We start from the raw sequence: 26,096 nt of genomic DNA on the forward strand, positions 1-26,096 counted from the left end.
GGAGTTTATTAGGCAAAGCCTATGGCATCGCCTTAGAGTTTTTGCCAACGATTACAAAGTATTTCAGTCTGTCATCGTAACCTTTGTTAAGTACCAAACCATCGCTTCTGTCCATGTTCTGATAGACAATATCGCCCACGTTGAGGTCAGCACCCGACTTTATTCGCCTGTCTTCCTGCATCTCGGTTTTAAGTGCCGCCAATGCCCCTTTGACATCATCTATCAACATTCCATCGATTCCTTAATAATCTGCACTTGGCGAATGTGGTTTACCATCGCATCCGTCGCACCGCCGGCACGTGCTATGTCAATAAGCGTAAGCACATCTTTCTGTGGATCGTCTTTCATTCGCTCGCACACTGCTTTGTAGGCATTGTCGTGCGACATCTCCGAAAGTCGTTTTGAGTCAACGTTGCCGTACTTGGATATCGTCTTGTCCAATTCCTCTTTTTCCATATCGGCTATATAGTCCATATTTGGTGCCGCCGTGGCATAAACATTTTGGTTCTCGTCCACTCGAATAGAAGAAGTGAAGCCTTTGAGGTCTGTCGATTCGTCACCGTTCTCCGCCATCTTCACCACCTTGTAGGTGAGCGACGGAACAGGACCTAACTGACGTGCCTTAAAAGTGTCCTCGGCAATCGTCAAACCGTAGGTCGCCAAATACTCACGTTGTGCAAAATACATGATTTTAAACAGCTTGATATAGTCCAAACCTTCCTTGAAGTGCTGCAATATATACAACACAACCGCTTCTATCTTGTTTATCTGCTCCTGTGATTTCATATTGTTATAACGTTATATTCCGCTGCAAAAGTACGACAAATATTTCTAATCTCCAAACTTTTATGAGTTTTTATGGCTTACAAACAAAAAACTCCTGATTCTCTCGAACCAGGAGCGTTGAAATCGTCTAAACGAAAGAAAAATAGTATTTCTGCTATATTTATCTCTTTGAATATATAATACGAGAACCATCTCTGAAACGAATCCAAACTAAATCTGTTTCATACTCAAAAACATGTTTATATTTTGATATTGTTCTAAAAACAATAGTAGGCGCATCAAAGATTTTTGGAATCATCCTCCCTTTCACCATAGCCTGAATAAATTCTCCTGTTACTATAGAATCTGGTAAATCCTTGTAAAGTTCCAGCAAATCATTTGTAGCTTTATCCACTGTATCTTTTGGAAAAATATAATACTGATCTTCATATCCATATATATCTGACACAATATTAGAAAGACTATCTTGTCTGCCATTATGAAGGGAAAACCAAGATCCTTCATAATAAGTATATTCTACAGGTTTTTTACCCTTTGTCTCAATTGTTATTTTCGACAACCCTTTATCAATGATAGTCTTTACATCTTTCTCCCATACCACATCGTCAAACTTATCATACTTTTTGACCTTTGTATAGATTCCTTGTGCATTTGCTACAAATGCAATCAAAAAGAACAATGAACTTAATAAAATCTTCTTCATATTTTCTCTATTTTTTGGTTGTTTTACTTTCTTTTTTGCATTCTGTTTGAATATGCTTTATCATATCGTCAACTTCTTGATTGATTCTACTGAAGTTTTGTGAGAGCATTCGCTCCTTGGCATCAGGAGATTCAAAGACATAGAACTTTGGAAGAGGATAGTTAGCGTAGTCGGCTTCCTCTTTCTTTATCTCGTCCATGTCGAAGTTGGTCTTGCAGAAGAACTTGGAAGTCTTGAACTCCTCAGCTTTCTGGATATCCATGGCCCCCTTTCTACCTGTCTTTGTAACAGTGAAGTCTCTAGCTGTCTGACCGCAAATCCATCCAGATGCCATATCTGAAATTTTGGAGGCAGGAACCAGGCTATCCATATTCTCATTGAGATTGATGGATGTCCTGTCTCGGTCAATGGTGATACCTTTCTTCAACTGTACCACCTTTCCGAAAATATCTCCGGACAGCCAGTCTAAGGTATCTTTACTTCTCGCAGAACCACTGATTACATTACCAACGGTAGTGATAATCTTATCTTTTCCTACCTTACTATAGTCAGCTTCAAGCTGTGGAAGTTCCTGGAAACCTAATGTCACTGCTACCTTGTTGCTTCGGGCAGTTCCTATCAGACGGTCTATCTTATGGAAATATAAGGTTGGCAGCTCATCTACGATGATACTAACAGGAACATTCTTGCCCTGTCCACTGTTCACTCGTGTTACAAGACGGTTCAGAATCAATGCGTTCAATGCTCCCACGATGGATTCCATTTCTGGGTCATTGGCTATGAGAAGGTAGCTTGGACTCTTAGGGTCTGATACTTTTAGATCAAAATCATCGCCGCTGAATACCCAATAGCTTTCTTTTGTGGCCAATCGAGAGATTTGAACTCGAAGTGTACCAATCATACCTTCCAACTGTTCCATGGCCTTGTTCTCAAAGGCTGTTTGGAACGGACCAAGAAGTGGTGCCACCTCTGTATCTGTATTCAACACCTCAAAGATTTCCTTGTAGTCGTGGTTGAGGAAGGATAGGACATGAGGCATGTCGGAGTATTGCCCTTTCCAATAGGCTGGCTCCACAAGTTTGTCTGCTTGTCCCAGACATCCTTTTGCATAGACCCTACCTGTGAGTCGTTGGTGGAATGTTCCTTCAACTTGCTCGTATTGGGCATCAAGGATATTTCCATCTTTATCATAAGGCACTTTGTTGTAGTTCACAAAGAAGTAAATGCAAGCGGCGAGGAAGTTGGTTGCAGACTTCTGGAAGAAGTCATCACTACCGCCGCCTCCCTTTTGTCCTTTTTGCAAGGATTCTACCAAAGTCTCGGCTGTTTCCATTGCAGCAGCCAAGTTGCTGATGTACTTTTGCTGAATAGGATTTACTCTTCTGGAATACTCTACATTGACGAAGTTAATAATGTTGAACTTACAGTTCGCAGGAGTGTTTCCGGCAGCTTGGTTCTTCCTGTAATGGTAATAGAGCTTGGTTGCTAGGGTAGGGAACTTGTAGTCATATACTACCATGGCAAAGCCTTTCTTGGAGTGTTGTCTTATATATGGTTCTATCACAGAGAATGTCTTACCACTACCTGGTGTACCTACTACCCATGTTCCTCTGAAGGGATTGATGATGTTTATCCATCCATGGCGAAACTTGCCTCGGTAGTAGTAGCGCATAGGTATGTTTACGGAATACTTGTTCTCCACCAATTCTTCTGCTTGCTCGAAACTCTCGTTCTCGAAGTTGAAGCGGTCTTTCAACATACCATCCCTGAAGTATTTGGAAACATTGTCAAGTGCAACATGGATGAGCACTGTTCCTATGATGGATGCTGCCATGTAGAACCAAATGTTTGTTTTGAGAATCCAAATTCTACTATGCCAATCCCAGTTATATAAGAATACAGATAGAGTAACAAGTAACAATCCTATGGATATTGGCCAAAAGACCATCTTTCTGGCATCAAACTCCAACTGCTTCTTGTTCTTTGTTCCTATACAGGTGATGATGACCAACATTACGGTCACCAGTTTACTGAAAGGCAAATACTGATATACAGACATTCTGTGAAGACGAGAATGAATGTCTGTAATGAGACCTCCCAAGAAATCCAAAGCGGATGGATCGAGGGCATACATAAAAAACTCTAACACCAACGATACGTAGATGGCTACTCGAAATAGGGTGTAGAGACCTTGAAGTTCTTTCGATTCTTCCATTGTTTTGTTCTTATTTCTAATTCATTACACCACGAGCCTTTCTTGCCCATCTCTTTTGGCATTCTGTGCTGATGGTGTACATGCTCTTTGGTTTATAATATTTTCCTCTCAGTTCATACCATGAATCCATAAGGGTTGTATAGCGCAAGAGGCGATTCAGTTTTCTTATCTTATAATTCATGCTCTGAAGGCTTTTTCTGACTCTGCTAATGCAGTCAATTCTTTCTTTTTCTGTCATCTTGCTGTTCTTGTCCTCGTCCTTGCTGATAGGAAGAAGCTTTTCTACATCTGCAGCTATCTGGATGCCGTTGTCTATGATGTCGCTGTAGATATGGCTTCTTGATTTTGACAAGGCAACGGCAAGGGTGTTAGCTGGACAAGAGAACGTAAAGGATTTCAATTCCTTGATGTTCTTTACAGCGTGGTCAACCTCAAAATAGATGGCGTAAATCTCTGCTGCTATAGTGAGAATGTCATCGAAGCTTGTCAAGTATTTGTTGAACTGATTTTGAAAATTATTAATTTTGTCCACCTCTTCCTTGGACATGATATGTTCGCCAGCGTTCAAAGTCAAAACAGCATCTTGTGCAACTAAGGCTTTGGTTGCAGTCTTGGCATACAGCTTGAACATTCCTGCTCTCACTGGATCCGGACCATTTTGTGAATGGGCAGGATCGGGGAACATAAAAAATGCAGTGACTGCTAATATTAGAATATTACTTTTCTTCATAATGATGCTTTTTTTTGTTTTACCATCCCCAAGGTTTGCTGTTTTGTCGTTCTTTATAGAACTTGGCTACTATTTTCATGGCGCGAGACTGCCTTTTTCTGGCTTCCTCGGCAAGTGTCTTATTGCTTTTTTGTATCTTTCCTGCAATGGCACGATTCCAAACATCCTCGAAGGAATAGAGGCTGATGCTTAGTGCCAAGGCTCGGAACTTCTTGTTGAGCTGTTCAATCTCGCTATTCAGTTGCCATAATATTTTTGTTCTTTCTGCTCCATTGAGCATATGGCCTTCGCCTTCTCCTGCCACTACTTTCTTTAGCAACCTATAGGTTTTCACCAATTCCACGGCTGTTTCAGCATATAGGTTGTTCATGGAAATCGATGAAGCTATTCCTTGTGGATTGAGCTTGCAAGCTGTTTTTATCTCCCATAAGGCGGAGAGGGTTTGCATCCCTTCTGCATATAAGGTTGTTGCAGCCTTGATGGAAGAAGCAAATCCTTGTGCTGTCTTTAAATAAGAATTATACTTTTGCTCCCAATTCTTCATCTTCGTTTGTGAGTAAACTATGCCTCCCTGGAGAACAAACAATGTATCAAGACAGTGTTGTTGTTGCTTTATTTGTTTGCTTAACAATGCCTCTCCTTCTCCTATGGCTGTATATTCAATTGGATTGGAGGAGGACGCTCCTTGTCCGAACACTTGTACGTTGTACAAAATGACCAGCAAAATGAGGAACAAAATTTTACGAACGATTTGTGATTTCATATATTCCTTTGTTTTTCTTGTTAAACTCAACTCTACATCTTATCTCCGAAACAATGTCATTGCTAGCCTTGATGCCTATCATGTCAAGTTTGGCATTATTGCGGTCACCTGAGTATATGGTGACGGTTTTCAAACCGAAAAGTTGTTGGGGCAAGCTTCTACTTTGCTGGTAGTCAACAACTCTGTATAGCTCCACGTAATCAGTGGAGTGGGAGAACACCCCATGAAGGATAATGATTTGTTCTCCTGTGATGATATATTCCATTCTTGCAAGATAAACTAACTTGAAAAGAAGGTGGAACAATAGCAGGATGCAAGCATAGATAGCCCACTCATGATAGGCGAAACTACAAAACTTGTATATCCATATACTAGCAACAAGGAGGCACAAAGAACCTGTCTCATTGATTATGTATTGAAACCAATGAGGACGCAATGTAACCGTGCGAAACATAAATATGGTTTTGTTCATATCTCTTGTATATTTATATTTTATTAAAGGGATGGGAAGCGTTATCTTCCCATCCCCATACCTTCGTTCTGACCTCTACCTGGTTGCTCTGCCAAGCTTTCATATACGGCCGCAGACACTGCTTGTGGAGATACGACACCTGGTTTATGGAAAACTGGTGCTGACTCGTATATCTCTGGGCGAGGACGAGGTGGTGCGGACAAACCTGCCACTACATCCGCTCCAACAGTGACTGCTGCAAGGATGGCTGCGCCAAGATTGAAGCGGCTCTCAGGCTTGGTCTTCATCTCTACCTCTGGAAAAATCTTGTCGAAGAGCTTCATTCTTTGATAGTCGTTGATGGCAAGGAACTTGTCATACTGCTTTTGGGTAATCTCATGGGAAAAGACATTCCCATCTATTACTGCAGTCATCTTGTATTTCCCTTCAACGGCATTGCCATTGGCATCTTTGATTCTCTCTACTGCAATATCTCCGACTTCTGTAGCCCTGCCATGCTCTCCGCTTCGCTTCCATTCTTTGCTCGCCTTGATGTTATTGAGTGATTCACCGTTTATACTGCATCGCCAAGAAGGTTGATTTTCGTTTGTTCTCGAAGGTCGTTGAGGTTGATTACTTCCTTTCCATAGAGAACAGTTTCCTTGGTTCTGGTTTCTACGGAAGGTAGTTTGCGAGGATCGGGATTCTCTTTGAGCATTTGCCATATCTCGCTGTCAGACGGCATCTTTACATCCTTTCCCTTTGCCTGTCCATAGTCTTGAAGCTTTTGAAGACCTTTCTTTATGGCATCGAAACGCTCTTGTTCTGATGTGTTCGAAGAGTGATGATTTCATAGCCAAGTCCTGCTGCCTTTAAGTCTTTCAACACTTTTGCAAGTGAAGGAGGAATATTGGCATTTTGACCTCTAGTGTAACCACCCTGATAGAGGGTATTGCTTGCCACCACCTTCATCTTTTCCTTGTTCTCGTCTGTAAGTGGAATCATGTTGGTAAGCAACTTCGCACGTTCCTCGTCTGTGGAATATTTGAAGTTGTTGTACTGAGCTTCAGTAATCTTGAAAGACCACATGCCAACATCCTTGTTGGTTCTTACGTTCATCAGATAGTTGCCAGAAATCTCATCTTTCCACGCCGTGGCACTCGTGATTACTGCTGAGGACTTTTCACTGACAAGGCTGTAGTCACCATTTAAGGCAACAACTCCATTGGCTGTGGTGAGGTTTCCTGATTTCACGTTATCTTGCAACTCTCCGTTGGATGCATTCTTTATCTTTACCTCGTCAAACACTTTGTCAAAGAGTTGAAGACGGTATTTGTCTTCGTAATTGATGAACTTCAAGTAGTCTTCCTTGCTAATCTCATGGCTCATGACCTGCCCATTGATGACTGCTGTCATTCTGAAAGATGGTTTCACTCCATCATGGGTAGGATAGGCTTGGATTTCACCAACTGTAACTCTTCTGCCATCCTTCACTGGTAAATAGAACCCTTCGTTTGGGTTGAGTGTTCTACCATCCACAACCCCGATTGAGTTCCATTTGTCAATATATCCCGAATGGTAGTCCTCTCTCATGTTCTGTAGGTCGATGATGTCAGACGTTGTTGTCGTATAGTGTTGGGATGCAACTTCCTTTGCAAAGATTTCCTTTTCTTTCTCTGGTGTCAGATGAATGGAAACATAGTCCTTGGTGTTAAGCTGTTCACGAGTTATTTTGTCGCTAAAGTCAGCTTTAATGACATTGTTCAGGATGGCAAGACGCTCATCGATGCTTACTGCGTTCTTTGTGCTATTCTTCTTACCTGTGTTCTTAAACTTCTCTGTCATCAGTTTTTTTACCTCGTCATCCGTCAGCTTGTATTGCAAGTCTGCATTAACAGAGGATGACTTGATGGTGAGGGTCTTGTTTTTTTCATCTATCACAACGCCATGGGATGCCAACAGATGCTGAAAGGTCTCTGGGGTGAGCGTTAAGTCTGGACTATAGAGATCTGATAATCTTTCTGCCTGTCCTTTAGGACGCACCAACTCCTTAGGCTTGCTTTCTACCTTCATGTTGGCAAGGGCATCCTGCTGCTGGTTACCTTTGTCATAGAAGCCATAGCTTCCTGTCTTCAATTCTCCAGGCTTTAATCTACCATCTGGACGGTCTATGACAACTGGCGCACTATTGGCAAAGAAAGGTCGATCATTGATTCTGCGAACGTGATATCTGTCTCTTCCAAACAACATTCCAAAGATTGAGTTGTCGAATCTGCCAAAACCTGGCCCTGAAAATGGACGAAAACGTGGGTCGCCCATATAGCCGTATTCTCCTACGTTGAGTCGATGACCATTCAATCCCATGTTAACAGGAGAATTGGCATTTCTTGCTGCTACAAAGGAACCTGGAATGTAATAATCGTTCTTCACAATAGAAACAAAAGTGTTGTAGGCATTCTTGTCCCATACGGTTGTTCCTCCGTTCATCAAGGCTTCCAACTGCTTTTGGTTGATATTGTAATATCTTGGCTGCGAAGAGTTGTGTGACATGGTGACAAGCTGATAGGTGCCTGTCTCTGTCATTGAAATATGGGCTTGCATACCATTGGCATTCAATACGCTTTGCAGCTGTGGGGCTACATCCGTGGCTCGTGGATTTGTGTTTGTTCTTATGGTTCTCATACCTTATTATATTTATATAGGAAATTTTCCTCTTCCATAATTGCTTATGGAAAAGGAATGATGTATGTTATTTTGTTTCTTCTTTGTACACGATAACACAGGTGTGTCGATTGGCGGTGTATGGTTTGTAAAGGTTGATGCCGCCTCTGCTGATGCCTTGCATCTTGCTTTTATCTACTCCTGCCTTCATAAGTAGCTTGGCAATATACTTTGCACGCTTCACGCTGAGTGCTCTGTTGTGCTTCGGTGTGCCAGTCTTGCTGTCTGCAGCTCCTATAATCTTGACACTTAGATTGTTCTCCTTCACAGCTCCTGCTATTTCTCCTATGTTTACAAGTTGTTGCTTGTCAACAAGGTTGGTGGAGTTTATCTTGAAGAAGAATAGAATAGGTGCGTCCAGTTGAATGCCACTGTTCTCGACGGCTTGTTCTTCACTTGCCATTCTGTCTCTTAGCTTTCGAAGTCCATCAAAACTGTTCTTGGGATAGTTGGTCAAGTCTGTTACGCCTTGGTTGTCTGTGTCTAAGACCTCCAAAACAGGCTTACGTTCATATCCTTGTTTGCCGATACCGATGGTGAGTCCAACGGTAGCTTGGAAAAGGTTGTCACCGAAATGCTTGTTTTTCCCTAAACCATCAAACTTTTGGTAGGTACTGGTTCCTCCCAACTCGGCGGTAACGTGCAAGCGATTGGTTGCCCTGTAACTGCAGAGTAGGCCGTATGAGAGGGCAAACGGAATATGGTGTAGCTCTGAGTTGTGAATTACACCAGCTCCAATATATGGAACCAAGTCCCATCTTGGAAGTGGATCGTAGGTGGTTCTGTAGAAACTCGATACGTTGAGCATCAAGTCTCCATGGTAATTTTGGAACTTCATGGCTTCATCGATTGCATTTGTGAACTTGAACCCTTGGTACACCAGGCGTGTTCCAAAGAAACGTGAATGCCATTTACCCAAACTGAATACCATGGTAGGACGTGTATGGCCAAAGAAGTCTGTGCATCCTACTGGTGCTCCAGAGAAGGTGGACATACCAGCCTTGATGCTGCCAAACCAATTGCTACCTATACTGGATAACTTATATTTCTCTTGTCCGGAAAGGAATGGCTTGCTGTCTTTCTTTTCAGTTCTGCCATTGGAGAAAGAGGATGCCTTGATATATTCCTTCTCATTCTCTCCATAAACTACCTGTGCCTTGGCTGTGCTGCCTATTACCAATAAGGCTGCCAGCAAAATCTTTAATTTCTTCATTTTATTTATTATTATAGTTTTGTCTTATGTTACATTTTCTCAGCTTCTATATCGTATAGATAAAGCTTATGTTGAAGAATGATGCTCTCGCATTTCTTCACATAGTCTTTTCTAGTCGCATAGCCTCCTGCCTTGATTGCGACAAGCCAGTTGTGATAGTCGGTTGGCTTGTATCGCCAACAGCGAGCGTATCTGTCACTCATCAACAACCTGGAATGATACTCGATGCTTTCCTCTGCCGAGGAGAAATTGCAGAATTTCTCGTTTTTGCGGTCATCATCATGAATGCTGTAGGGTAGGCCTCTTCTGAGCCAGTTGCTATTGGCCTTTATTCCAAAGAAATTATAGCCTATTTGTGCCAGGCTGCTGTTTCCCCATCTGCTTTCAAACGCCATCTGTGCCAGTATAACAGAGGCTGGTATGCCGTATTTTCTTTGTTGGCGCATGGCCGCTTGGGCATAATGCTTGATGAAATCATCGGGCGTAAGCACTTTGTCTTCGTCTATCTTCAATGCCTTGATGGCTTTCTCTCTCGTCTCTTTTATGTAAAGAAGCAAGTCGTATGGGTCTTCCAAACGGCCCCGAAGCCTACAGGTGATATGCAGATGTGGCCCAGTGGAGCGTCCTGTAGTTCCGCTGATGCCTATTGGGTCTCCTGCATAGACCTTCTGGTTGTCGCTCACACAAATTTCAGATAAATGGCAATAGCTTACCGTGTAATCGCCATACTGCATGGTGATATATTTCCCAGAGCCACTGTCGTAGCCTACGCCTTTCACGTAGCCATCGAACATGGATAGTACTTCCTCGTATCTTGCCCTAAGGTCAAGTCCCTTGTGTTGCTTGTGCTTCCCTGTGAAAGGATCAACCCTACTGCCAAAGGTGGAGTTTATCCTTATGCTTTCCAAAGGAAAACTCACACTTAGGTATTTGTCTATCCAGTAGTCCTTCATGTCTTTCTTTCCTTGCGCCATCCCCATCGGGGAATGGCAACATAGGAGAAATAGTAAAAATGAAAGAAATCTAATCATGCCTTATTCTTTATATAATAATACTTCTTTAGCTTGCAAAAGTAATATGAATGGAAGAAATTATGGGCGTAAATATAAAATAGCTTTTTATTTAACATATTCTTTTTCTAAAGACTTTTGTGTAAATTATTATAAATGAGGCTGCTCGCCCCCTTTAACCCCTCGGTGTTTTCAGGTATAGATTATTAAGGTTGAAGGCTATTTGTAGCAAGAGCTTTGATTTGGATAGGGATAAAATCTATGTTAAATAAAAAGGTATATCGTATTTGTGGAAAGCCTTGATAAGAAAATGTGTACTTTTGCCGAAAACTTTAAACAAGAATAAGATTATGAACGAATTGAAATTTTCTGAAAGCGAAATTCCATACGAGGAGTTGGCTAACTTCGGACTCTCACAGGAAATGATAGACGACTTTCCTGAAAGTATTATGAATAAGTTCCTTTCTGGGCAAAGAACTCCCTTGCTCCCTATTGAGAGAGCTGATTTTGATGGAGTTGTCCACAAGGATTTTGCTCGAATCCGCTTACAGCAAACAGAGGATGGGCTTCATCCAGTGTTCTTGCCTCTCATCGCAAAGAACAATCTTGAGTATTTTACGGAGGAACAGAAAACCGCTTTGCAAAACGGACAAGTTCTGAAGGTGTTGCTACCGTCGAACAATTCCTGGAACTATGTGCAGCTCGATGGGGCTACAAATGCTACCATTTCTGTAAAGGCAGACATCATTGACCAGAACTTATCTACATTGGCTAACAAGGTGGGACTTTCTGAAAGTGAGCTTATGGAACTTGAAGAAGGAAAGGTTGTTACCAAGGGAGAGGAAGGCAAGATGTTTTCTGCCGGCATCGATTTGAACGAGGAAACTGGAGTCCGCAGTGTCAACGGTGATGCGCAAAAGTGGCAGGAGGAAAAAGATGGCAACGTGATGCTAGACAAGTATAACTTTGGCATCTATGGCTGTTGGACAAAGGATGACAAAGGTATGCTTTCTTATGTCCCGGAGGATGAATATTCCGAGGAGATGTGTGTGGCACAGGATGCTGCTATAGAAAAGGCTAAACAAAGTCGTGGAATACATATGTAATTAAGGCTAGATTATATGGAAATTGTAGGTTTTGTGGACGAGGAACGCCTGAATGGTATGTTCCTGTCGAGAGATATAACGGAATTGGATTACGTGAAGCATCATTCCCAAGGAATGTTGGATGCTTACTTTTCCTTCATTGCCGACAACAACCTTCCTGATAACAACACTTCTGCAACAAAATTCCTGGAGGAAGAAAATGTCAGCTATGGAAATGAGGAGGATGAAGGGAATGATAATCAACAAGAGGAAGTGGATGTGCCTTCTTATGTTGACATCTACCGAAAGTGGGTAGATGAAAATGAAAAGGTGAACATTCTCCTTGCAGGGTGCGAAGAGGCTGCTATTGTTACGCTTTGGAGATACAATAATCCAACTGCGAGCAAAACGGACTGTGCCGTTCAAACGCATCTACTAGAAGACAAGGTCATCGAATGGTGGGACACCATTGATTTTGTCAAGGGTGCAATGGGAGATGGACACTTTTCTTTGATAAATCCAACTTTGGCAAATATCAAAGAATTGATTTTTGATGCGGCCAATCAGGCTTGCATGGAATAGGTTTTACGATAACAGTAAATAGAGTTTTTCATAAATGTAAAGTTAAATGTCAGTCCCTCGCCGCTTGTGAAAGTAGCGAGGGATTTCTTTATCTGTGCATATGTCTCTTCTCTTGCCTAGGAACTTCGTCACTTTGCTCCTGGCTTTCGTTGGAGCTTTGCTTTTGGTCTGGGACAAGGTTTTCTTGGCTTTCAACAATGCCGTTACCGTCAATATCTACTTCTACAGGCGTGGAAGAACGGAGGTCAATGTCTTGGTTTCCTCCTTTTTTGAGAATGTCGATACGTTGCATGATAATCTGCGACGCAACATCTGCAGAAGATAATACTTGCTTGGTGTAGCTAGGGTCTTTTCTTAGACGCTCTTTCCACATGGATGTTTGCTGTGGCGTTGTTACATCAAAGTGATTCTTTTGACCAAGGATGACACTGCCAACCAAGGAAACCAATTCTTCTCTGGATAGTGACTCGAAGCTGGTCTTTCTTGCCTCTGCCTTTCTGGTGCTTCTTGTCAGTCCCATTCCTAAGTCTCGATAGAAATCTTGCTCTTTCTCATAGTGTTGAACAGGTGCCACATGGATGGTGTCGTTCTTCGCACTGTAGGAGGCAAGGCTAGGCTTGCCATCGAAGGCAATAGCGGTCTGCCATGCTCCTTTGCTGAGTAGTTGGCCCAGTTCGTTACTTTGCTTGTAACGATTGGATGCGATGCTATCTACTTTTAACTCCTCGTAATCCTTCGGGTGCAAGATTGGATAGTTGGTTTGCTCGATGTTATATAACTCTGTTACACCTACTTCTTCTATGATAGGGAAGGAGGTGGCATCTGACTTCACCAGCAAGTTGTTTGCCTGGATATCTTCCTTGCTTATATAAATAGGTAAGGTATAGGCGTTCTTTTCTGCGTCCAAGGCCAGCATGAAAGAATCCATTCCATGGTATGCCTTCTTGCTCAGGTCGCATGGAATCTGCTTGTCGCTCTTTATCCATGGCATATCGCCATAGGTGAGTTGAAGGGATAGCTTATCAGCCATCATCTCTCCATAACGCTGATAGGCCGCTCTTTGCTCTACTTCAGGACGATGCCATCGACCATTGTCTTTTTCCTCTACGGAAACATAATATGGCTTGGTCTTGCCCTTTTGTTGAGCGACTTCTTCATAATTGAGAGGGTAGAGACCTTTGGTGTATTCATACAAGACTCTATCTGCTACTTCTTCTGCGGATGTATAATGAATGTGCAAAAAGTCAGACATGACATTCCAGAACTTTGAAACGGCATTGTTCATTTGAGTGACGGCCTGGGTCTCTGCGGTCTTCTCGTCCATACTCTTGTTGCTAGCAACAATTTCCTTAAGCTTTGACTCCAAACGCTCTGCGCCTCTTCTTCCAGAATAGGTGGCAAGGACTTCCTCGGCAATGTCATCGGTGGCAATAAGCTCGGTGTGGAGGTCTCTTACTTTGTTCCAGAGGTTCGACTTTTTCATCATGCCTACGACATTCTTCCATTCTTTCCAGTTCCTGTCTTGCAGTGCTTCCGCCCACAAGTGGGTGTACTCATGTACTGGTGGCTCAAAGCCCTTTGCCTCAGGATAAAGGTAAATCTTTCCTTGATAGGTGAAGCCCAGTAGCTTGCCGTCAGGAGTGCGTAGTTCTTTATGCTGCCTTCCTCTAGGGGATATGTTTATCTCGTTGGCATTGGCCAAGTCGGTGTATTCTCCTCTGTCCAGGAGGTCGAAGATTCCTTTGCCAATGTTCAGAAGGCGTTGGCGGTCTGGATTGTCATAAACGTATTCCTTTACTTGGGAATGTTTGTTTGCCTTGAACTTTGTTTCGGGAGAATCTTCTACTTTTATAACGATAGAATATCCTTCGGCCGCTCTTCCTCCTTTTTTGATGATGCTGAGTGCGTTAGCTCGATGATCAGAAAGACGGACTGTTGTTTTTTCTCCTTTGTCGTTGGAAAAATTAATATATTCAGAAACTTGAACATCTTTACCGTGAGGGTGTAACCCTATGCCTTTATATAACTCTTTTGTAAAATTGCTGGCGTTAATGCCTATATTTGTATTAAAAGATGTTATAAAATGGGCTAAATTCCCAAGAAATAGATACTTAGATGGAAATTTTTTATTATCTTTGCCATCAGAAGGGGCAACGCTCTGTGCGCCATCAGGAGACGTTCCTGATGGGAGGTACCCACGACGGTGGGAGTCGGCTGAGTTTCAATATTGGATTTGAGAGATTGCTCCTTTCCTAGACGGTGCAGTTCTGCGATTCGCTTGTCGATTCGTGAGATTGCATCGTCTTTTTCTTTTTCCGTCAATCTGTGTGGCGCAACCTGTCTAGAACTCTCTTCCTTCACTTTCTTAGGTGCATAGTTTACATTGCCAAAGAAGGACTTAATGGCTTTTTGGTCAACTTCTTCGGCATTTATGTTCTTTACCTCTTTGAGGTCATTCTGTTTGGAAGCGGCTTCTGCATCCTGTAGTGATTCCTTTGGTGACTCTCTTTTTGTGGCTACAGGTACAGGTTTGACAGGAGTCTGACCTCTTGCCTCGATATTCAGAATTCTGTCAAGTTTTTCTAGCTTGCTCACTTTATTTGTGTCGATGACACCATCATGGTCTTTGTAAGCTTCAACCATATTTTGTAGTTCTTGCTTGAAGTTCATGAATGATGATTGAAGGTCTGCTATGAGTTCAGCTTTGTCTTCTGCAGCTAGTGGCAAGGTTCCTTGGGCGTAGCTTGAATATTCCTCCTCGGCACTATAATATGTACCGTAAAGGCTATCTACTTTGGAACCATGTGGAAGAAGCTCCTTGTTTCCGGACAGAATGTCCTCTTCGTCCTCCATAGATTCCACATAGTCCTTCATCTTGGGGATGCTCAACTCCTTTCGAAGGCGAGATTGCTCATCCAAACCCTCGAAAAGCAAGGCTTGCATTAATTCAACGCTTTCTTTTCCATGCAAAGGAATTTCCTTGTGGGTGTTGAGATTGAAAGCTATAACTCTGCCGTCGTTGGTAGCAGTAACGGCATTGACAGTTCCCTCTCTAGCTTCAAGCAAAGGTGTGTTGTTCTCCTTGGCAAAGATTTTGTCTTCACCAAGTTTGTTGCCCAGAACATTCACTAGCGAACGAGTTAAACCATTAACCTTCTCGTTATTTATTGCATGTGCAATGCTGTTGAGCAAACTCTTTGCTTTGTATGCGTTGTCCTCGTTGATGGTAATGCTACTTAAAGCGTTGCTGTGGTTGGTGTAAACGCTAACTTTAATATCCTTTTCACTGGTGAGTGACCATGAAACTGGAATAACTTTTCCATCGAAGAAATCTACAGGGTGGGCTGTGCGTAATTCCATAGGAATACTGCCACCTATTGTTGGGGGATAGGTTTGGCGCAAAAGATTGTGCATTCCTTTGTAAAGCTCCTTGCCGTCTTCGAAGTTGGCAAGTTTCTCTTGAAATTCCTTTTGTCGCTCTTCTTCCATGATGGTATATTTTTCATTCAGCGACTTATGAAAATCAGCGTAGGCAACTTTTTCTTCGTTTGAGGAAAGACTACCATCTTCCCATTTCTTCAGAACAAGACTTGGGGCATCAAAGATCAGTCTTCCTCTGTCATAGGAGTCAATCTTAATGATGCTTTTGTCATTATTGGACACAAAGTATTTGCCTACAAGGCTTTGTGCCTCGTAGTCTTGCGCCATGTTCTCGTATCGTTCTGGAAGTTCATATCCTCGCTCCTTCAGAAGTAATAATCTTCCAATCTGTCTGTCTTTTGTGTCAGGTGTGAGCTTTCCGTCTATCCATGTAGCCATCAATCCATTTTGCCATTTGACGGCGGCAAACTTTGTAGGGGATGATTTATCCTTTCCTTGTTCAAATGCCCATTTGCCAATGGAAACAGCCCATTGGTCAATAAGGGAACCCTCTTTGTTTTGTGAAAGATACTCTAGCTCTTCTGGGCTGTAGAAATGGTTCTTTGGGAAAGGCTTCACTTTTGGGGTGGTATGTTCTTTTGCTCCACCGAATAGCTTCTGCCATCCGCTCAGAAAATTGCTGATGATGTTTTGCTTTTCTTCTTTTGCCATTATTGCTTGTTTTGTCTTAAACAAACAGGAGGTAGAACCATCTTTTATGATGCCACTATTCCTGTTTGTGTTATTGTCATTTCTTTGGGAATATCATGTGTAGGATGCCAATGGCTCCTACTGCCAAAACTCCAAATATATAAATAAAGTGGAGAAGTCTATGACTGCGCTGTTCCATTTCCATCTGCAGTTTTGTTCAAGTCCCAAGCTGCGATGCTCTTTACCTTGCATTCTATCTGAAGCTCACCTTTGAAGATGCCTAGTTGCAAATCTCCATGAACTTCCACGTACTTCTCTGCAGCAAGGTAATCCTCACGGATAGGGGAGAAGTTTACAAAACTTACCCATGTAAACTCTCTGTTCTCTCCTTCTTTGTCAGAGGAGAACGCTGCGAACGACTGAAAGTCCTTGCCTTTCTTGTCTTTCAGCTCCTTGATGCCTTTCTTGCTTACCTTGCCTCGGAACTCCATGCTTCCCTCCAAACGGTCATTGGTGGTGGACTCGTTTACTTCGATGTTGGAGTCGGTGCGAAGGTTCAGATAAATGTTACCGTCATGCTTTCTGATATACATTACTCCGCTTACCGTTACCTTTCTACCTGCAGAGTAGGGGGCTACGGTATCTTTGTTGCCTGGGGCAGATACTGTTACCCACACTTCTTTTGCTGTTCCATCCTTGCCCAGCAAAGGAACTATCATGCCGAAGGAGATGAATTTCTCTCCATCCTTACTCTGCTTCTCTTCTGCGGAACTGCTGATGGTTCCACATGCTGTTACGTTACACTTAATCATATTTTTATTGTTTTATATGTTTATATAAGTATATAATTATTTCTTTATTTATGCAAGGCGTTGGCCTTGTTGCTGCTGTTGTTCTGGTGATTCCGCATCAAACTGCATAGATGCCGTTGCCTGTGCCTTTTCTACATCCTGACGAGTCATCTTTACCAGATTGCTGTTTTCCTCGTCTGGCGATTGCTGTTTAAGCTGACTTTGTGCTTCGTCCTCAGCTTCTATCTCCTCGCTGCTTCTCAACTGCATGGCTACTGTAAGGGCGGCAGAGAACAGACTTCCTATAAGTGAAGAGATTGGGTCTCTTCCAGAAAGGTCTTCTCCGTTGTTGCTCATTAGCAATGACAGCCATTTTGTGGGGTCGTTACTGTTGGTGATGGATGCCAGAAGTGCTTGTGTCGGGTCTGACGCTTGTTGCTGATAGGATGGGGCTTCGCCTCCTGCAAACAGCATTTGACTGCGGTAAGCGGCTAACGCATCGTTTCCATTCTTATCCAGGGCTGCCGCTTGATTACTTCTAACTTCCATTTCTGCAAGGTATAGCTTAGGGTCAAACTTCTCCCAATTTCCATTGGCATTGAGGTATTTTGTCTCAAAATGTAAGTGTGGCCCTGAAGAGCGGCCTGTGTTGCCTGAGACTCCTATTTGATGCCTTGCATTTACTATGTCGCCTGGTTTTACGCCAATTTGATTGAGATGCATATAGGTGGTCTGGATTTTTGTTCCATCTTGCCTGTCATACTCGATTACTACATAGTTTCCTGCTCCCTTGTCTTGTTTGCCAACGGTAACAACCTTTCCATTGTCTTCGGTTGCATATACAGGATAGTTTTTCCCTTGCGTGGAGAGGTCCAGCCCTCCATGCTTATGCCCTGGTCTCTGTACTCCAAACTCAGAACTGAGTTTTACGACAGATAAATCAATAGGCAAACCCCAATTGCCTTGCAAGGGTGTTAGGGTTATAACAGAGGTCGTTGACGACTGACCTCTAGCATATCCTGTTACCAATCCTTGGCTTTGGGCTTGCTGAATGCCTATCTGGTCATATTTTCCTAGCCCATACTTGTTAATCTCGGATATGAGCTTGGAAGCATAGTCTGGATCTGTGGCGTAGCCGCCAGCCTTGATGCCGTTTGCCCAAGAAACATAATCGGTGGGCGAATAGTTCTGGCAGTGGCTGTAGCGGGATTTCATCAAGACCTTGGAGTGGTCTTCGATGCTTTCCATCACATTGTTATATCTGCGGAACTTCTCGTTTGGACGGTCATCGCTGTAATAGTCGTAGGCTCCAGTCCAACTGCTGCCAACCTTTACACCGAAGAAGTTGTTGCTCCTTCTTGCAGGGGTAGATGTGCCAAAGCCGCTTTCCAAACCCATCTGTGCCAAGGTGATGGAGGCAGGAATGCCATATCTCTTCTGTTGCTCGATGGCTACCTGGGCATACTGGCTGTAAAACGCTTGCTTGTCTAATGCCATTTATGATAGTTTTATGAGGGCGCACCTTTAGATGCACCCTCGTGTATTACATATGTAGGCCTGTTCTGTGAGTTTCCGTAACAGTTTCCTGTACCTTGTTCTCAGGGGCAGGCTTTTCCTTAATCTCTACTTTTTCTGATTCGCTAACAGCCTGTTGAGATTGCTCTCCTCCCATGCCTTGTTTCAGCATAGGCTCGAAGATGACGGCGGCCAAAGCCCTCTTGTAGGCTCCCATATCTTCGGCAAGCCACATCTTTTGCCATTGTTGCTTGTTGATAGGAGCTTGTACACGCTGCCCATTGATGGTGGCAAAGATGAGCTTCTGCTTGGCATCCTGTGCGCTCGATGTTATGGAAGGACGCTCTATGAGCTTCATATCCACATCAACCTTCTTAGGGGTGATAAGGTCTAGCTTGGTGTCAGGATGCTTGGTGGCCATCTCGTAATATCTTTGTGCCAGGGCATTGTGGACTATTGCCTGTTTGTCCGTCTTGATTACGTTGTAGAACGTGTTCAAGTGCTCCTTGGCAGGATATACAGAGAAAGAAGGCTCGTTCTCTGGCTTGATGAAGAAGGCATATCTACCGTTGTCATCCTTGATGGCTTGGAAGTTCTTGATGATTACTTCTTTCTTTGGGGCGGCTTGTTTCTCTACATCAAGTGTATGATGGGGAACCAACTCATACTGCTTCAAGTTGTTGAGCGTGACTTCTTTCCCTTGGAAATAGGAGTTCGGCTTATTCAACCCAAGTGAACCACCGGCATTATAGAACCTCACATCGTCAATGCCTTCTTTCTTCAAGGCAATGGTGATTCTGTCCTTTCTCATGCCAGGAACCTCGTTGTTCACTTCCAAGGATGCTCCTGCAGGAAGAATGACATCTGCTTCTTTTCGCAAGATGTCTTTTACCACTACTATTTCCTTGGTCTCTATGTTTGGCAGCTTGGCCAAGTCTTGGGAGATGGAATATTTTGATGGTTTCTCCATCGTCTTTCCTGGAAGCTGTCCACGGATGGATTCATAGTCAACCTTTCGCTTTGCCACAAGGTTGTCGATGGTCTCTACAGCATTGTTCACATCTCTTTCTACTATTCCCAAGAGTTTTGGATTTTCCTTTATCTCTCGTTCCCAATAAGGAATAAGTTTCTCATTCTCCTTTGAGAGAATGGCTGGAAGTCCCTGGCGAGCCATCATAACTCCTGCTGCAAGTTCTCTCACCAGTTGCTCATGCTTGGCATCGTCCTCTGGGAGGAGGTTGTTTCTGCCCGAACGGTCAAGACGGTTCTCTGTACCTGTGGCTGCAACCACGGCTCTGTAGATGTCGTTTGCTTTGTAAAGGGCAGCCATCTTTTCATTTCCAACTTCGCCTTTCATGCCGCTTACGACAATCTTGTCTTCCTTGGAATCGTATTTGGCATCTTGCAAAACCATCACTCGCTCATATTGCATACCGCTTTGCTTGGCCACTTCCTTGGCAGTGGCGTATGCTTTGTTCAGTATTGCTTTTGCGTCGAAGCTTTGGCTGACTGTCTTCTTTGATTCCAACTGGTCGCATATGGCTACTCGTTCTCCTGCTCGGATGAGTTTTGGAAGGTAGGTGTCAAGTGCTTGATGTGGAAATCCTGCAAGATGGAAGTCTTTACTTTCATTCATCTTGGTCAGGGTGATTCCCAACACTTCCGAACCTCGCTTGGCATCCTGCTTGTACATCTCATAGAAATCGCCAATGCGGAACAATAGAAGTGCATCGGGATGCTTGCCCTTCAACTCTTTCCATTGTTTCATAATAGAAGAGTATTTCCCTTTTTGCTCTTTCTCGTTTTGTGAAAGCTGCGCTCCCTTGTTCTTCAGAATTTCCACGTAAGCGTCATGGTTGTTGGCGTTCATGGTGGTTTGCTCCACATTGTAGATGTTCTGCATAACTCGTGTGGCATGTTTGGTATAGAAAGACTTCTCGTCATCAGGAAGTTTGTCAAACTGCTTGCTGGTGATGACTTCGTCTTTATCCATGGCGTTCTGATACCCCCAACTAGTCCAATGGAACTCCATGCCTTTCTCGTTCTGCTTCACTGGCATGTTATTCTCCTTGGCAGGATTATAATAAGTATAGACATTCGTCTTATACTTGTTGGCATCCGAATTGAGGTTCATCATAATGTTGTTGTAGGCCGTGATAGGGGTGTGGGTGTTGATGAACTCTGCATTACCTTTCTGGGATTTGTTCATCCAAATTCCCTCATTCTGCTTGGCAGCAGATAATGCTCCAACGAGAAGGGCTGCATGGGTAAGGGCTTTGGCTGTCGCCTCGCTGGCCTCTTTTGATTCCTCTTTTTTCTCTTGTTGCTCTTTCTTCTCTTCTGCTGCGGCTTGATTTGCCTTGTCCTTTTCCTGCTTGTCTTTCTCGGCTTCTTGCTTATGGTGTTCCTTGTGAACCTCTTCTTTCACAATGGATGAAGCCTTTTTCTCTGCTTCTTCCATAGGAACACCTGTGGATGCTATCTGTTTGGCCTTACCTACGACATCTGTCTGGATATAGCTGTCTTCACGAGGAGTTTTCTTTTCCTCGCTCGCCTTTTTTGCTTGATATTCAGTTGACAACTCTTTGTATATGGCAGACATGTTTTCTGCCTTGCTGAGAGCAAAGTCGTAATCGTGGACATAAGTTTCTATGAAAGAACCATCATTTAACTTTTCTCCTACTATGACTTTGTTGTCGCTAGCGTCATAGTGGTAATCTAGAACCTTCCCATTCGGCATGGTGAATTGAGGTGTCAAGTCTTCTCGAAAGCTCTTGGCTACAGCCTTTGCCTCTGGGGATGGAATCTCTACTAAAGCTTTACGCCTTTTTCCAAGCCCATCTGCTGGTCAATGAACTTCACTGCATAGCTTGGAGTCTTTGGCATACCGTAACGCTCGATGGCCTCTCGGATGTCATTCTCACTGTACTTTCTCAACAAGTTGTAGGTTCCACCTACTGAATTGTTATATACAACAGCATAGTTCTCATCATCAATGAGAACATCATCACCATAGTCTGGTGTCATGCTGGTCTCTACATGCTCCAAGTCCATGCTGTCACCTTGATCATATTCTTTCGCCAGGGCAAGGATGCCTTCATAGTTCTCGGCATCCTTTAGTTTGTCAAACTCGGCGGTCTCGGATTCCATCTGAAAGTAGTTGTAGGACGAGAAATATTTCTTCTCATCCTTTGGGTCAAGCTGTATGGTCTGACCTTGCTCCTGGTAGTCATTTCGAGAAAGAACCTTGTTCATATTTTCTTTTTCCATGAGAAATTCTTTTCCAAATTTTTCCTCGATGTTGTTATGGTAGGAGGTTACCACCTCCTCGGCTTGTTTGATTCGATGAACAATTTGGCGTTTTGCGTCATTGTCCACAACATCGGGATATAATGCGTTGATGTTTGAATACGCTGCCTCTATGTTGTAGAGGCTTCTGCCTTCCTTGTGGCTATAGCGGAGGTTAGGCAAGAAGTCTGCTCCTGCTTCTATGATTTCCTTGTTGGATGCTTGATTTATCCAAGCTCCTACATTGGGATTCCCCTTGTAATAGTCTCGTAGCTCGGGAAGAGTCTTCACAGACAAAACTGTATGCTCACTGTTGGGAGTGGAAGTTATAGTTTCCATCAATGAAGTGAAGTAGTCCTTTCCTTGTGAAAGGATTTCAGTCTTTGTCTCTTTTTCCTGGAATTGCTTCATGTTTGAAAGCTCTTCCCACACATAGCCTAAGTTCTGGTTTATGCCCTGGCTGTGGTCATAGTTAGTGCAGTGAACTTTTTCCTCACCTTCTGATGTTTTATATGCAACTTCAAGAGTGTCTTTCTCTTTGTTGTAGTCAACGGTGAGAATGTCGCCAGAGGGCATTGTAATCTTGTTGTTGACGGAAGGCCATACCTTGGCTATGCCCTCTTTCTTAGCATCTTCCTCCTTCAGGTCTTGAAGTTGTTGCTCATTCTTGTTTTTTTCTTCCACACCATCAAGAGAACCATCCAACAGGGCCTTTTCTCCTAATTTTCGGCGTTGCTCGTCGATGTGTTCTAAAACCATCTTGGATGATTTGTTCACATCTGACATCACCGACTTCAAGAACTTCGGGTCTTTCTTCAACGAACCTATCCAATTTTGGAGATAAGCTATGTTGTTCTCTCGTATTCTGCTATCAAAACCCATGGCATTGCCTATGAGGGCTGATGTAAGCTCCGCAACAAGTTCTTCCTTGGCGTATTGGTCTGAGCCAAATTGGTCTATCTTTACGATGCCATCACGACCAAGGCGTGACTCGTGACCTGTGGAGTGAGCCATCTCATGAATGGTGGTGCCGTAAAACTCCATTCCGTCCTTGAAAACATCCTCTGGGGTATTGCTGATATTGAACTGCTTTTTGGAAGGAACTACTATCTGGTCTCTTTTGGGACTATAGAAAGCGGATTCATTGAACTTCTCGTATTCTATAGGACACACCCAAGACTGTTCTTTCAGGAGGTTGTCGAAGGCCTCGTTCTTGTACATTCCTACCTCGTCCTTGATAGGCTCTGACTTGAAACGCTTCAAGATGGCATCGTATTTTTCTTTGTTGACCTCTTCCAGGTTGGTTTGGTCTATGTTCCATTCGTTATATACCTTCAGATAAGGGCGAACGGTGCATTCGGCTTGCTCCTCCTTTGTCATGTTACGATAGTCGCTTTCTGACAGTTTCTTGCCGTCCTTGCCCTTGATTCGCAAGTCCCACTTGAAGATAGGAATACTGTGCTCGCCTTTCTTGATCATGGCTCCTGCATCCCTTATCTGTTTGATGGTAAGGTAAACTGGCATTCTGTAATGCTCCATCGTGGTGTGGATTTGGCACAGGAAAGCATTGCTGCCTGTATAAGGGCGACCCACGAGATTCTGAGGCAAGCCGAACTGGGCTGTGCGCCCATCCGTCCAACCTTTCTTCCATTTGCTTTCCTTCATTTGCTCCATTCTTGCGATGAGCATGTCGGAAAACTTCTGAAGGGCGTTGTCTATTCGGTCAACTTTCCCTTCCTGCTGCTCCGAGGCTTGTTGAGATGATTCTTTTTTTGCCATTGTATTTTTTTATTTATTGGGTTGTTTTTTATTTCCAATGGCAAAGTAACTGATTAAATACAAGATAGGTGGTATAAAAACGATATACCTTTTTATTTAACATATTCTTTTTCTATAGATATTTATGTAAACGATTATAAATGAGGCTGCTCGCCCCCTTTAACCCCTCGGTGTTAATGCAAGGGTATAGATTATTGAGGTAGATGTAAAACAAAAGCGATACTCCGACTTGGAAATACCGCTCTAACTTAATGACAAACTAAAACCTCCCGATTCTCTCGAACCAGGAGGTATTTCTAAAATTAATATAACTGGCACTTAACACCTATTTAATACCCATTGATTGGGTTGTTGTTTCTTCTTGGCTCATATGCTGCTCATAATTCTGCGATGCCAATGCCTTGTTCTCATCATACTTGCGAAGGACAGCATTCGCCAATGTGTTGATAGGGATGGCTCCCTTGTTGTAAGCGTCTGCAGCATCTCTTGATATGTTGATGACGCTAGGCACGCCGTCGATAGTGGCTATCATACTGCTTCCCTTCATCGCTGGATTCACTATTCTTGAATTCAAAGGCTCGTCAGGATAAACCTTGTAGGTCTTTGCTACATTGTTACTTTTTGCTAAACCATCGCTGATGGCAGCATGACCTGCTTTATTCAAGATGTTTGCACCGCCAAATCCTATGAGCAGCAGCTTCAGGAGAGGACTCTTTACGAACATTCCTCCCACTATGGCAGCCAATGGCATCAGGTTGTCCTGAAGCTTTAGGTTTGGAGTCTTTCCTGTGAACATTCCTATAATCATATCAGGAAGCATGGCCAATACATAGCCTAGATTCTTGCCGATGTCCCCAAATCCATTAAGGCCTAAGCTCTCAAAGGCATTGCCCCAACCATCTATATTTGGCTTTTGCGCAGTATTCTGTGTTGTACCGTTTGCTTCTGTTCCCATTACGCCGTTTTGCGCATAAGGCCCCGAAGCGTAAGGGGATGCCACTGGAGTTGCTTGAGAAGAGGAAGTTGCACGTTTACGAATAGATGACTTGCCAGGAGTGTTTATCTGGTCATTGAGCGCAGACATGTTTTTGTCCCATGTTCCCTTTTGGGCATGAGCTGCATTCTTGGAGGATCGTTGCTCTACGGCAACTGCTGCCCTTGCATAGTCATAGGCTCGTTGACTCACTTCCTTCAAGGTCATCTTCTTGCCTCCAAACATCCTTACTTGTTTTTGCTCTCTAGACATTTCCAGGGCACAGGCGTAGAAAGAGGATGCCAACGCCCTGTTTTGCTTGCTGCTGTTGCTCAACATCCAAGCAGGAAATTTGCTGTTCCCGTTGAATGGCACACACTGTTTGGAGAGATTGCTCTTGATGGTGGAGAGAAGCTTTTGAGAATTACCCTTGTGTTCCGCCAATAGGGCGTTGCTTTCTTTCTTTATAGTTAAAGATGTGTTTGGAGGTGGCAACTTTATCTTTTTTGCAAGTCCACTATTGATGTTCATCATCAATTCCGTACCATTCTTTTTATATCTCTTTGCTCCGGCCTGTATCTTTGTGGAAGCATTCTCATCACCAAAGATGGTACGGTTATCCTTCTTCTCTTCATCCTCAGTTCCCCATAGCTTGCCATAAATATGGAGACCTCCTTGGCAAATCTTGTCGGTTATCCACCAACCTGCAGCTTTTTGACTTACCTTTACCACACCCTTGACTACGGAAGAAGTTGCTTTCCCTACACCTCCTGGGGTGAGTGCTGCATCTATTCCGTAACCAGCAATTGTTCCTGCAGTTTTTGAAACAACGGATGGATTGTAATATTTCTCCGCTTGTTCATCAACCTTTTGCCCAATGGCTCCTTTCTTTAGGCTACCAAAGTTGCCCATACCAAGAATGCTCTCCGAAAAGGCTTTCTTGGCTATGTATGTTGCGGTGTTGGCAGGAACTTGTTCCCTAGCTAATTGTTCTACCATCAATTTTTGAAGGCGATTGGCGCAGTAGTTGTTGGCGTAGTTTTCCAACGCCTTGGAGTCTCTACCGCCATTTTTCGCAACAAGGCTTGTATAGAAAGATGTAACGAAAACGCTGTAGTCTTTCACTATCTTGGGGTCTTTGAACCAACGTTCAGAAGTCCTTGCTGCCAATTCGTCGAGCGACTTCTTGGTAAGTTGCTCTGCATCGTTCAACTTGGTGAACGAATTTGAAGCGGCACCAAAGTTAGGCAGTCTCTGAAGAGATTCATTAAGTTTTATGGCAGCGTTCTTCTGCTCTTGAAGGATTTTCTTTCGCTCCTGAAGAAGAGTGGCTGCCATATACTTGCTATAGTATTGCTGAAGACAATAGTCTATTTGGGATAAATCCTGTAAATTATTACCTTTTGCCATATTGTTTGTT

21 protein-coding genes are annotated in these 26,096 nt (G+C 43.3%); 2 read left to right on the forward strand and 19 right to left on the reverse strand.

The annotated features are described in order from the left end of the window. Positions 1–19: 19 nt before the first annotated feature. The 12 genes from DW830_RS07555 to DW830_RS07605 form a co-directional block, all read right to left on the reverse strand. Positions 20–229, reverse strand: a complete 210-nt coding sequence (locus DW830_RS07555) for a hypothetical protein (protein ID WP_119249456.1) — start codon at positions 227–229, stop codon at positions 20–22. Continuing rightward, on the reverse strand, positions 223–786 hold the full coding sequence (locus tag DW830_RS07560) for a Panacea domain-containing protein (RefSeq protein WP_119249457.1): 564 nt from the start codon (positions 784–786) through the stop codon (positions 223–225). The genes DW830_RS07555 and DW830_RS07560 overlap by 7 nt, the downstream gene beginning before the upstream one ends. Before the next feature lie 160 nt (positions 787–946). Continuing rightward, complete coding sequence (locus tag DW830_RS07565; protein WP_119249458.1) at positions 947–1,489, reverse strand: hypothetical protein; 543 nt, start codon at positions 1,487–1,489, stop codon at positions 947–949. Between the two features lie 7 nt (positions 1,490–1,496). Continuing rightward, positions 1,497–3,704 (reverse strand): type IV secretory system conjugative DNA transfer family protein, encoded by a 2,208-nt coding sequence (locus DW830_RS07570; RefSeq protein ID WP_119249459.1) that lies wholly within the window; start codon positions 3,702–3,704, stop codon positions 1,497–1,499. 16 nt (positions 3,705–3,720) lie between these two features. Beyond that, positions 3,721–4,434, reverse strand: coding sequence for a hypothetical protein (locus DW830_RS07575; protein WP_147337090.1), 714 nt, complete (start codon positions 4,432–4,434; stop codon positions 3,721–3,723). A gap of 19 nt (positions 4,435–4,453) precedes the next feature. Beyond that, positions 4,454–5,197, reverse strand: a complete 744-nt coding sequence (locus tag DW830_RS07580) for a hypothetical protein (RefSeq protein WP_118312245.1) — start codon at positions 5,195–5,197, stop codon at positions 4,454–4,456. Next, on the reverse strand, positions 5,175–5,462 hold the full coding sequence (locus DW830_RS16435) for a PH domain-containing protein (protein WP_228113328.1): 288 nt from the start codon (positions 5,460–5,462) through the stop codon (positions 5,175–5,177). Before DW830_RS16435 ends, DW830_RS07580 begins: the two co-directional genes overlap by 23 nt. A 248-nt stretch (positions 5,463–5,710) precedes the next feature. Further along, positions 5,711–6,082 (reverse strand): hypothetical protein, encoded by a 372-nt coding sequence (locus tag DW830_RS07590; RefSeq protein WP_233544424.1) that lies wholly within the window; start codon positions 6,080–6,082, stop codon positions 5,711–5,713. Between the two features lie 140 nt (positions 6,083–6,222). Beyond that, complete coding sequence (locus DW830_RS16440) at positions 6,223–6,366, reverse strand: hypothetical protein (protein ID WP_233544425.1); 144 nt, start codon at positions 6,364–6,366, stop codon at positions 6,223–6,225. Positions 6,367–6,449: 83 nt separating this feature from the next. Continuing rightward, positions 6,450–8,330: a hypothetical protein gene (locus DW830_RS07595; RefSeq protein ID WP_147487235.1), complete on the reverse strand. Its 1,881-nt coding sequence runs from the start codon at positions 8,328–8,330 to the stop codon at positions 6,450–6,452. A gap of 67 nt (positions 8,331–8,397) precedes the next feature. After that, on the reverse strand, positions 8,398–9,582 hold the full coding sequence (locus DW830_RS07600) for an OmpA family protein (protein WP_117586817.1): 1,185 nt from the start codon (positions 9,580–9,582) through the stop codon (positions 8,398–8,400). 29 nt (positions 9,583–9,611) lie between these two features. Next, positions 9,612–10,556, reverse strand: a complete 945-nt coding sequence (locus tag DW830_RS07605; protein WP_233544426.1) for a glucosaminidase domain-containing protein — start codon at positions 10,554–10,556, stop codon at positions 9,612–9,614. Positions 10,557–10,942: 386 nt separating this feature from the next. Here DW830_RS07605 and DW830_RS07610 point away from each other — a divergent pair, with 386 nt between their 5' ends. Further along, entirely contained in the window at positions 10,943–11,698 is a 756-nt protein-coding gene (locus DW830_RS07610) for a DUF4099 domain-containing protein (RefSeq protein ID WP_119249462.1), read from the forward strand. A gap of 15 nt (positions 11,699–11,713) precedes the next feature. Beyond that, positions 11,714–12,259 carry a hypothetical protein gene (locus DW830_RS07615; protein ID WP_119229282.1) on the forward strand — a complete coding sequence of 182 codons (546 nt, stop codon included), beginning with the start codon at positions 11,714–11,716 and terminating at the stop codon, positions 12,257–12,259. Positions 12,260–12,347: 88 nt separating this feature from the next. On the opposite strand, the gene DW830_RS07620 is transcribed toward DW830_RS07615, so the two are convergent. The 7 genes from DW830_RS07620 to DW830_RS07650 all read right to left on the reverse strand — a co-directional run bounded on the left by DW830_RS07620 (position 12,348) and on the right by DW830_RS07650 (position 26,086). Then, positions 12,348–13,961: an ArdC-like ssDNA-binding domain-containing protein gene (locus DW830_RS07620; protein ID WP_119249463.1), complete on the reverse strand. Its 1,614-nt coding sequence runs from the start codon at positions 13,959–13,961 to the stop codon at positions 12,348–12,350. A gap of 386 nt (positions 13,962–14,347) precedes the next feature. Then, the gene (locus tag DW830_RS07625) at positions 14,348–16,351 is read right to left on the reverse strand and encodes a hypothetical protein (RefSeq protein WP_119249464.1); all 2,004 of its coding nucleotides are present in this window, start codon (positions 16,349–16,351) and stop codon (positions 14,348–14,350) included. Between the two features lie 158 nt (positions 16,352–16,509). Further along, positions 16,510–17,142 (reverse strand): hypothetical protein, encoded by a 633-nt coding sequence (locus tag DW830_RS07630; protein WP_119229286.1) that lies wholly within the window; start codon positions 17,140–17,142, stop codon positions 16,510–16,512. Between the two features lie 48 nt (positions 17,143–17,190). Continuing rightward, a complete protein-coding gene (locus DW830_RS07635; protein WP_119249465.1) occupies positions 17,191–18,618 on the reverse strand; it encodes a glucosaminidase domain-containing protein in 1,428 nt (475 codons plus the stop codon). A 46-nt stretch (positions 18,619–18,664) separates the two neighbouring features. Next, on the reverse strand, positions 18,665–21,394 hold the full coding sequence (locus tag DW830_RS07640) for an ArdC-like ssDNA-binding domain-containing protein (RefSeq protein WP_233544427.1): 2,730 nt from the start codon (positions 21,392–21,394) through the stop codon (positions 18,665–18,667). 53 nt (positions 21,395–21,447) lie between these two features. Next, positions 21,448–23,703 (reverse strand): ArdC family protein, encoded by a 2,256-nt coding sequence (locus DW830_RS07645; protein ID WP_119249467.1) that lies wholly within the window; start codon positions 23,701–23,703, stop codon positions 21,448–21,450. 325 nt (positions 23,704–24,028) lie between these two features. Next, entirely contained in the window at positions 24,029–26,086 is a 2,058-nt protein-coding gene (locus tag DW830_RS07650) for a hypothetical protein (RefSeq protein WP_119249468.1), read from the reverse strand. Positions 26,087–26,096 lie beyond the last annotated feature (10 nt).

It is taken from the genome of Prevotella sp. AM34-19LB (assembly GCF_003468525.1).
Classification (GTDB): domain Bacteria; phylum Bacteroidota; class Bacteroidia; order Bacteroidales; family Bacteroidaceae; genus Prevotella.

Bases quoted from the DNA above. Each gene is read 5' to 3' on its own strand.
- DW830_RS07555 (WP_119249456.1), bottom strand. From the start codon at position 229: ATGTTGATAGATGATGTCAAAGGGGCATTGGCGGCACTTAAAACCGAG.
- DW830_RS07560 (WP_119249457.1), bottom strand. From the start codon at position 786: ATGAAATCACAGGAGCAGATAAACAAGATAGAAGCGGTTGTGTTGTAT.
- DW830_RS07565 (WP_119249458.1), bottom strand. From the start codon at position 1,489: ATGAAGAAGATTTTATTAAGTTCATTGTTCTTTTTGATTGCATTTGTA.
- DW830_RS07570 (WP_119249459.1), bottom strand. From the start codon at position 3,704: ATGGAAGAATCGAAAGAACTTCAAGGTCTCTACACCCTATTTCGAGTA.
- DW830_RS07575 (WP_147337090.1), bottom strand. From the start codon at position 4,434: ATGAAGAAAAGTAATATTCTAATATTAGCAGTCACTGCATTTTTTATG.
- DW830_RS07580 (WP_118312245.1), bottom strand. From the start codon at position 5,197: ATGAAATCACAAATCGTTCGTAAAATTTTGTTCCTCATTTTGCTGGTC.
- DW830_RS16435 (WP_228113328.1), bottom strand. From the start codon at position 5,462: ATGGAATATATCATCACAGGAGAACAAATCATTATCCTTCATGGGGTG.
- DW830_RS07590 (WP_233544424.1), bottom strand. From the start codon at position 6,082: ATGACTGCAGTAATAGATGGGAATGTCTTTTCCCATGAGATTACCCAA.
- DW830_RS16440 (WP_233544425.1), bottom strand. From the start codon at position 6,366: ATGCTCAAAGAGAATCCCGATCCTCGCAAACTACCTTCCGTAGAAACC.
- DW830_RS07595 (WP_147487235.1), bottom strand. From the start codon at position 8,330: ATGAGAACCATAAGAACAAACACAAATCCACGAGCCACGGATGTAGCC.
- DW830_RS07600 (WP_117586817.1), bottom strand. From the start codon at position 9,582: ATGAAGAAATTAAAGATTTTGCTGGCAGCCTTATTGGTAATAGGCAGC.
- DW830_RS07605 (WP_233544426.1), bottom strand. From the start codon at position 10,556: ATGGCGCAAGGAAAGAAAGACATGAAGGACTACTGGATAGACAAATAC.
- DW830_RS07610 (WP_119249462.1), top strand. From the start codon at position 10,943: ATGAACGAATTGAAATTTTCTGAAAGCGAAATTCCATACGAGGAGTTG.
- DW830_RS07615 (WP_119229282.1), top strand. From the start codon at position 11,714: ATGGAAATTGTAGGTTTTGTGGACGAGGAACGCCTGAATGGTATGTTC.
- DW830_RS07625 (WP_119249464.1), bottom strand. From the start codon at position 16,351: ATGGCAAAAGAAGAAAAGCAAAACATCATCAGCAATTTTCTGAGCGGA.
- DW830_RS07630 (WP_119229286.1), bottom strand. From the start codon at position 17,142: ATGATTAAGTGTAACGTAACAGCATGTGGAACCATCAGCAGTTCCGCA.
- DW830_RS07635 (WP_119249465.1), bottom strand. From the start codon at position 18,618: ATGGCATTAGACAAGCAAGCGTTTTACAGCCAGTATGCCCAGGTAGCC.
- DW830_RS07645 (WP_119249467.1), bottom strand. From the start codon at position 23,703: ATGGCAAAAAAAGAATCATCTCAACAAGCCTCGGAGCAGCAGGAAGGG.
- DW830_RS07650 (WP_119249468.1), bottom strand. From the start codon at position 26,086: ATGGCAAAAGGTAATAATTTACAGGATTTATCCCAAATAGACTATTGT.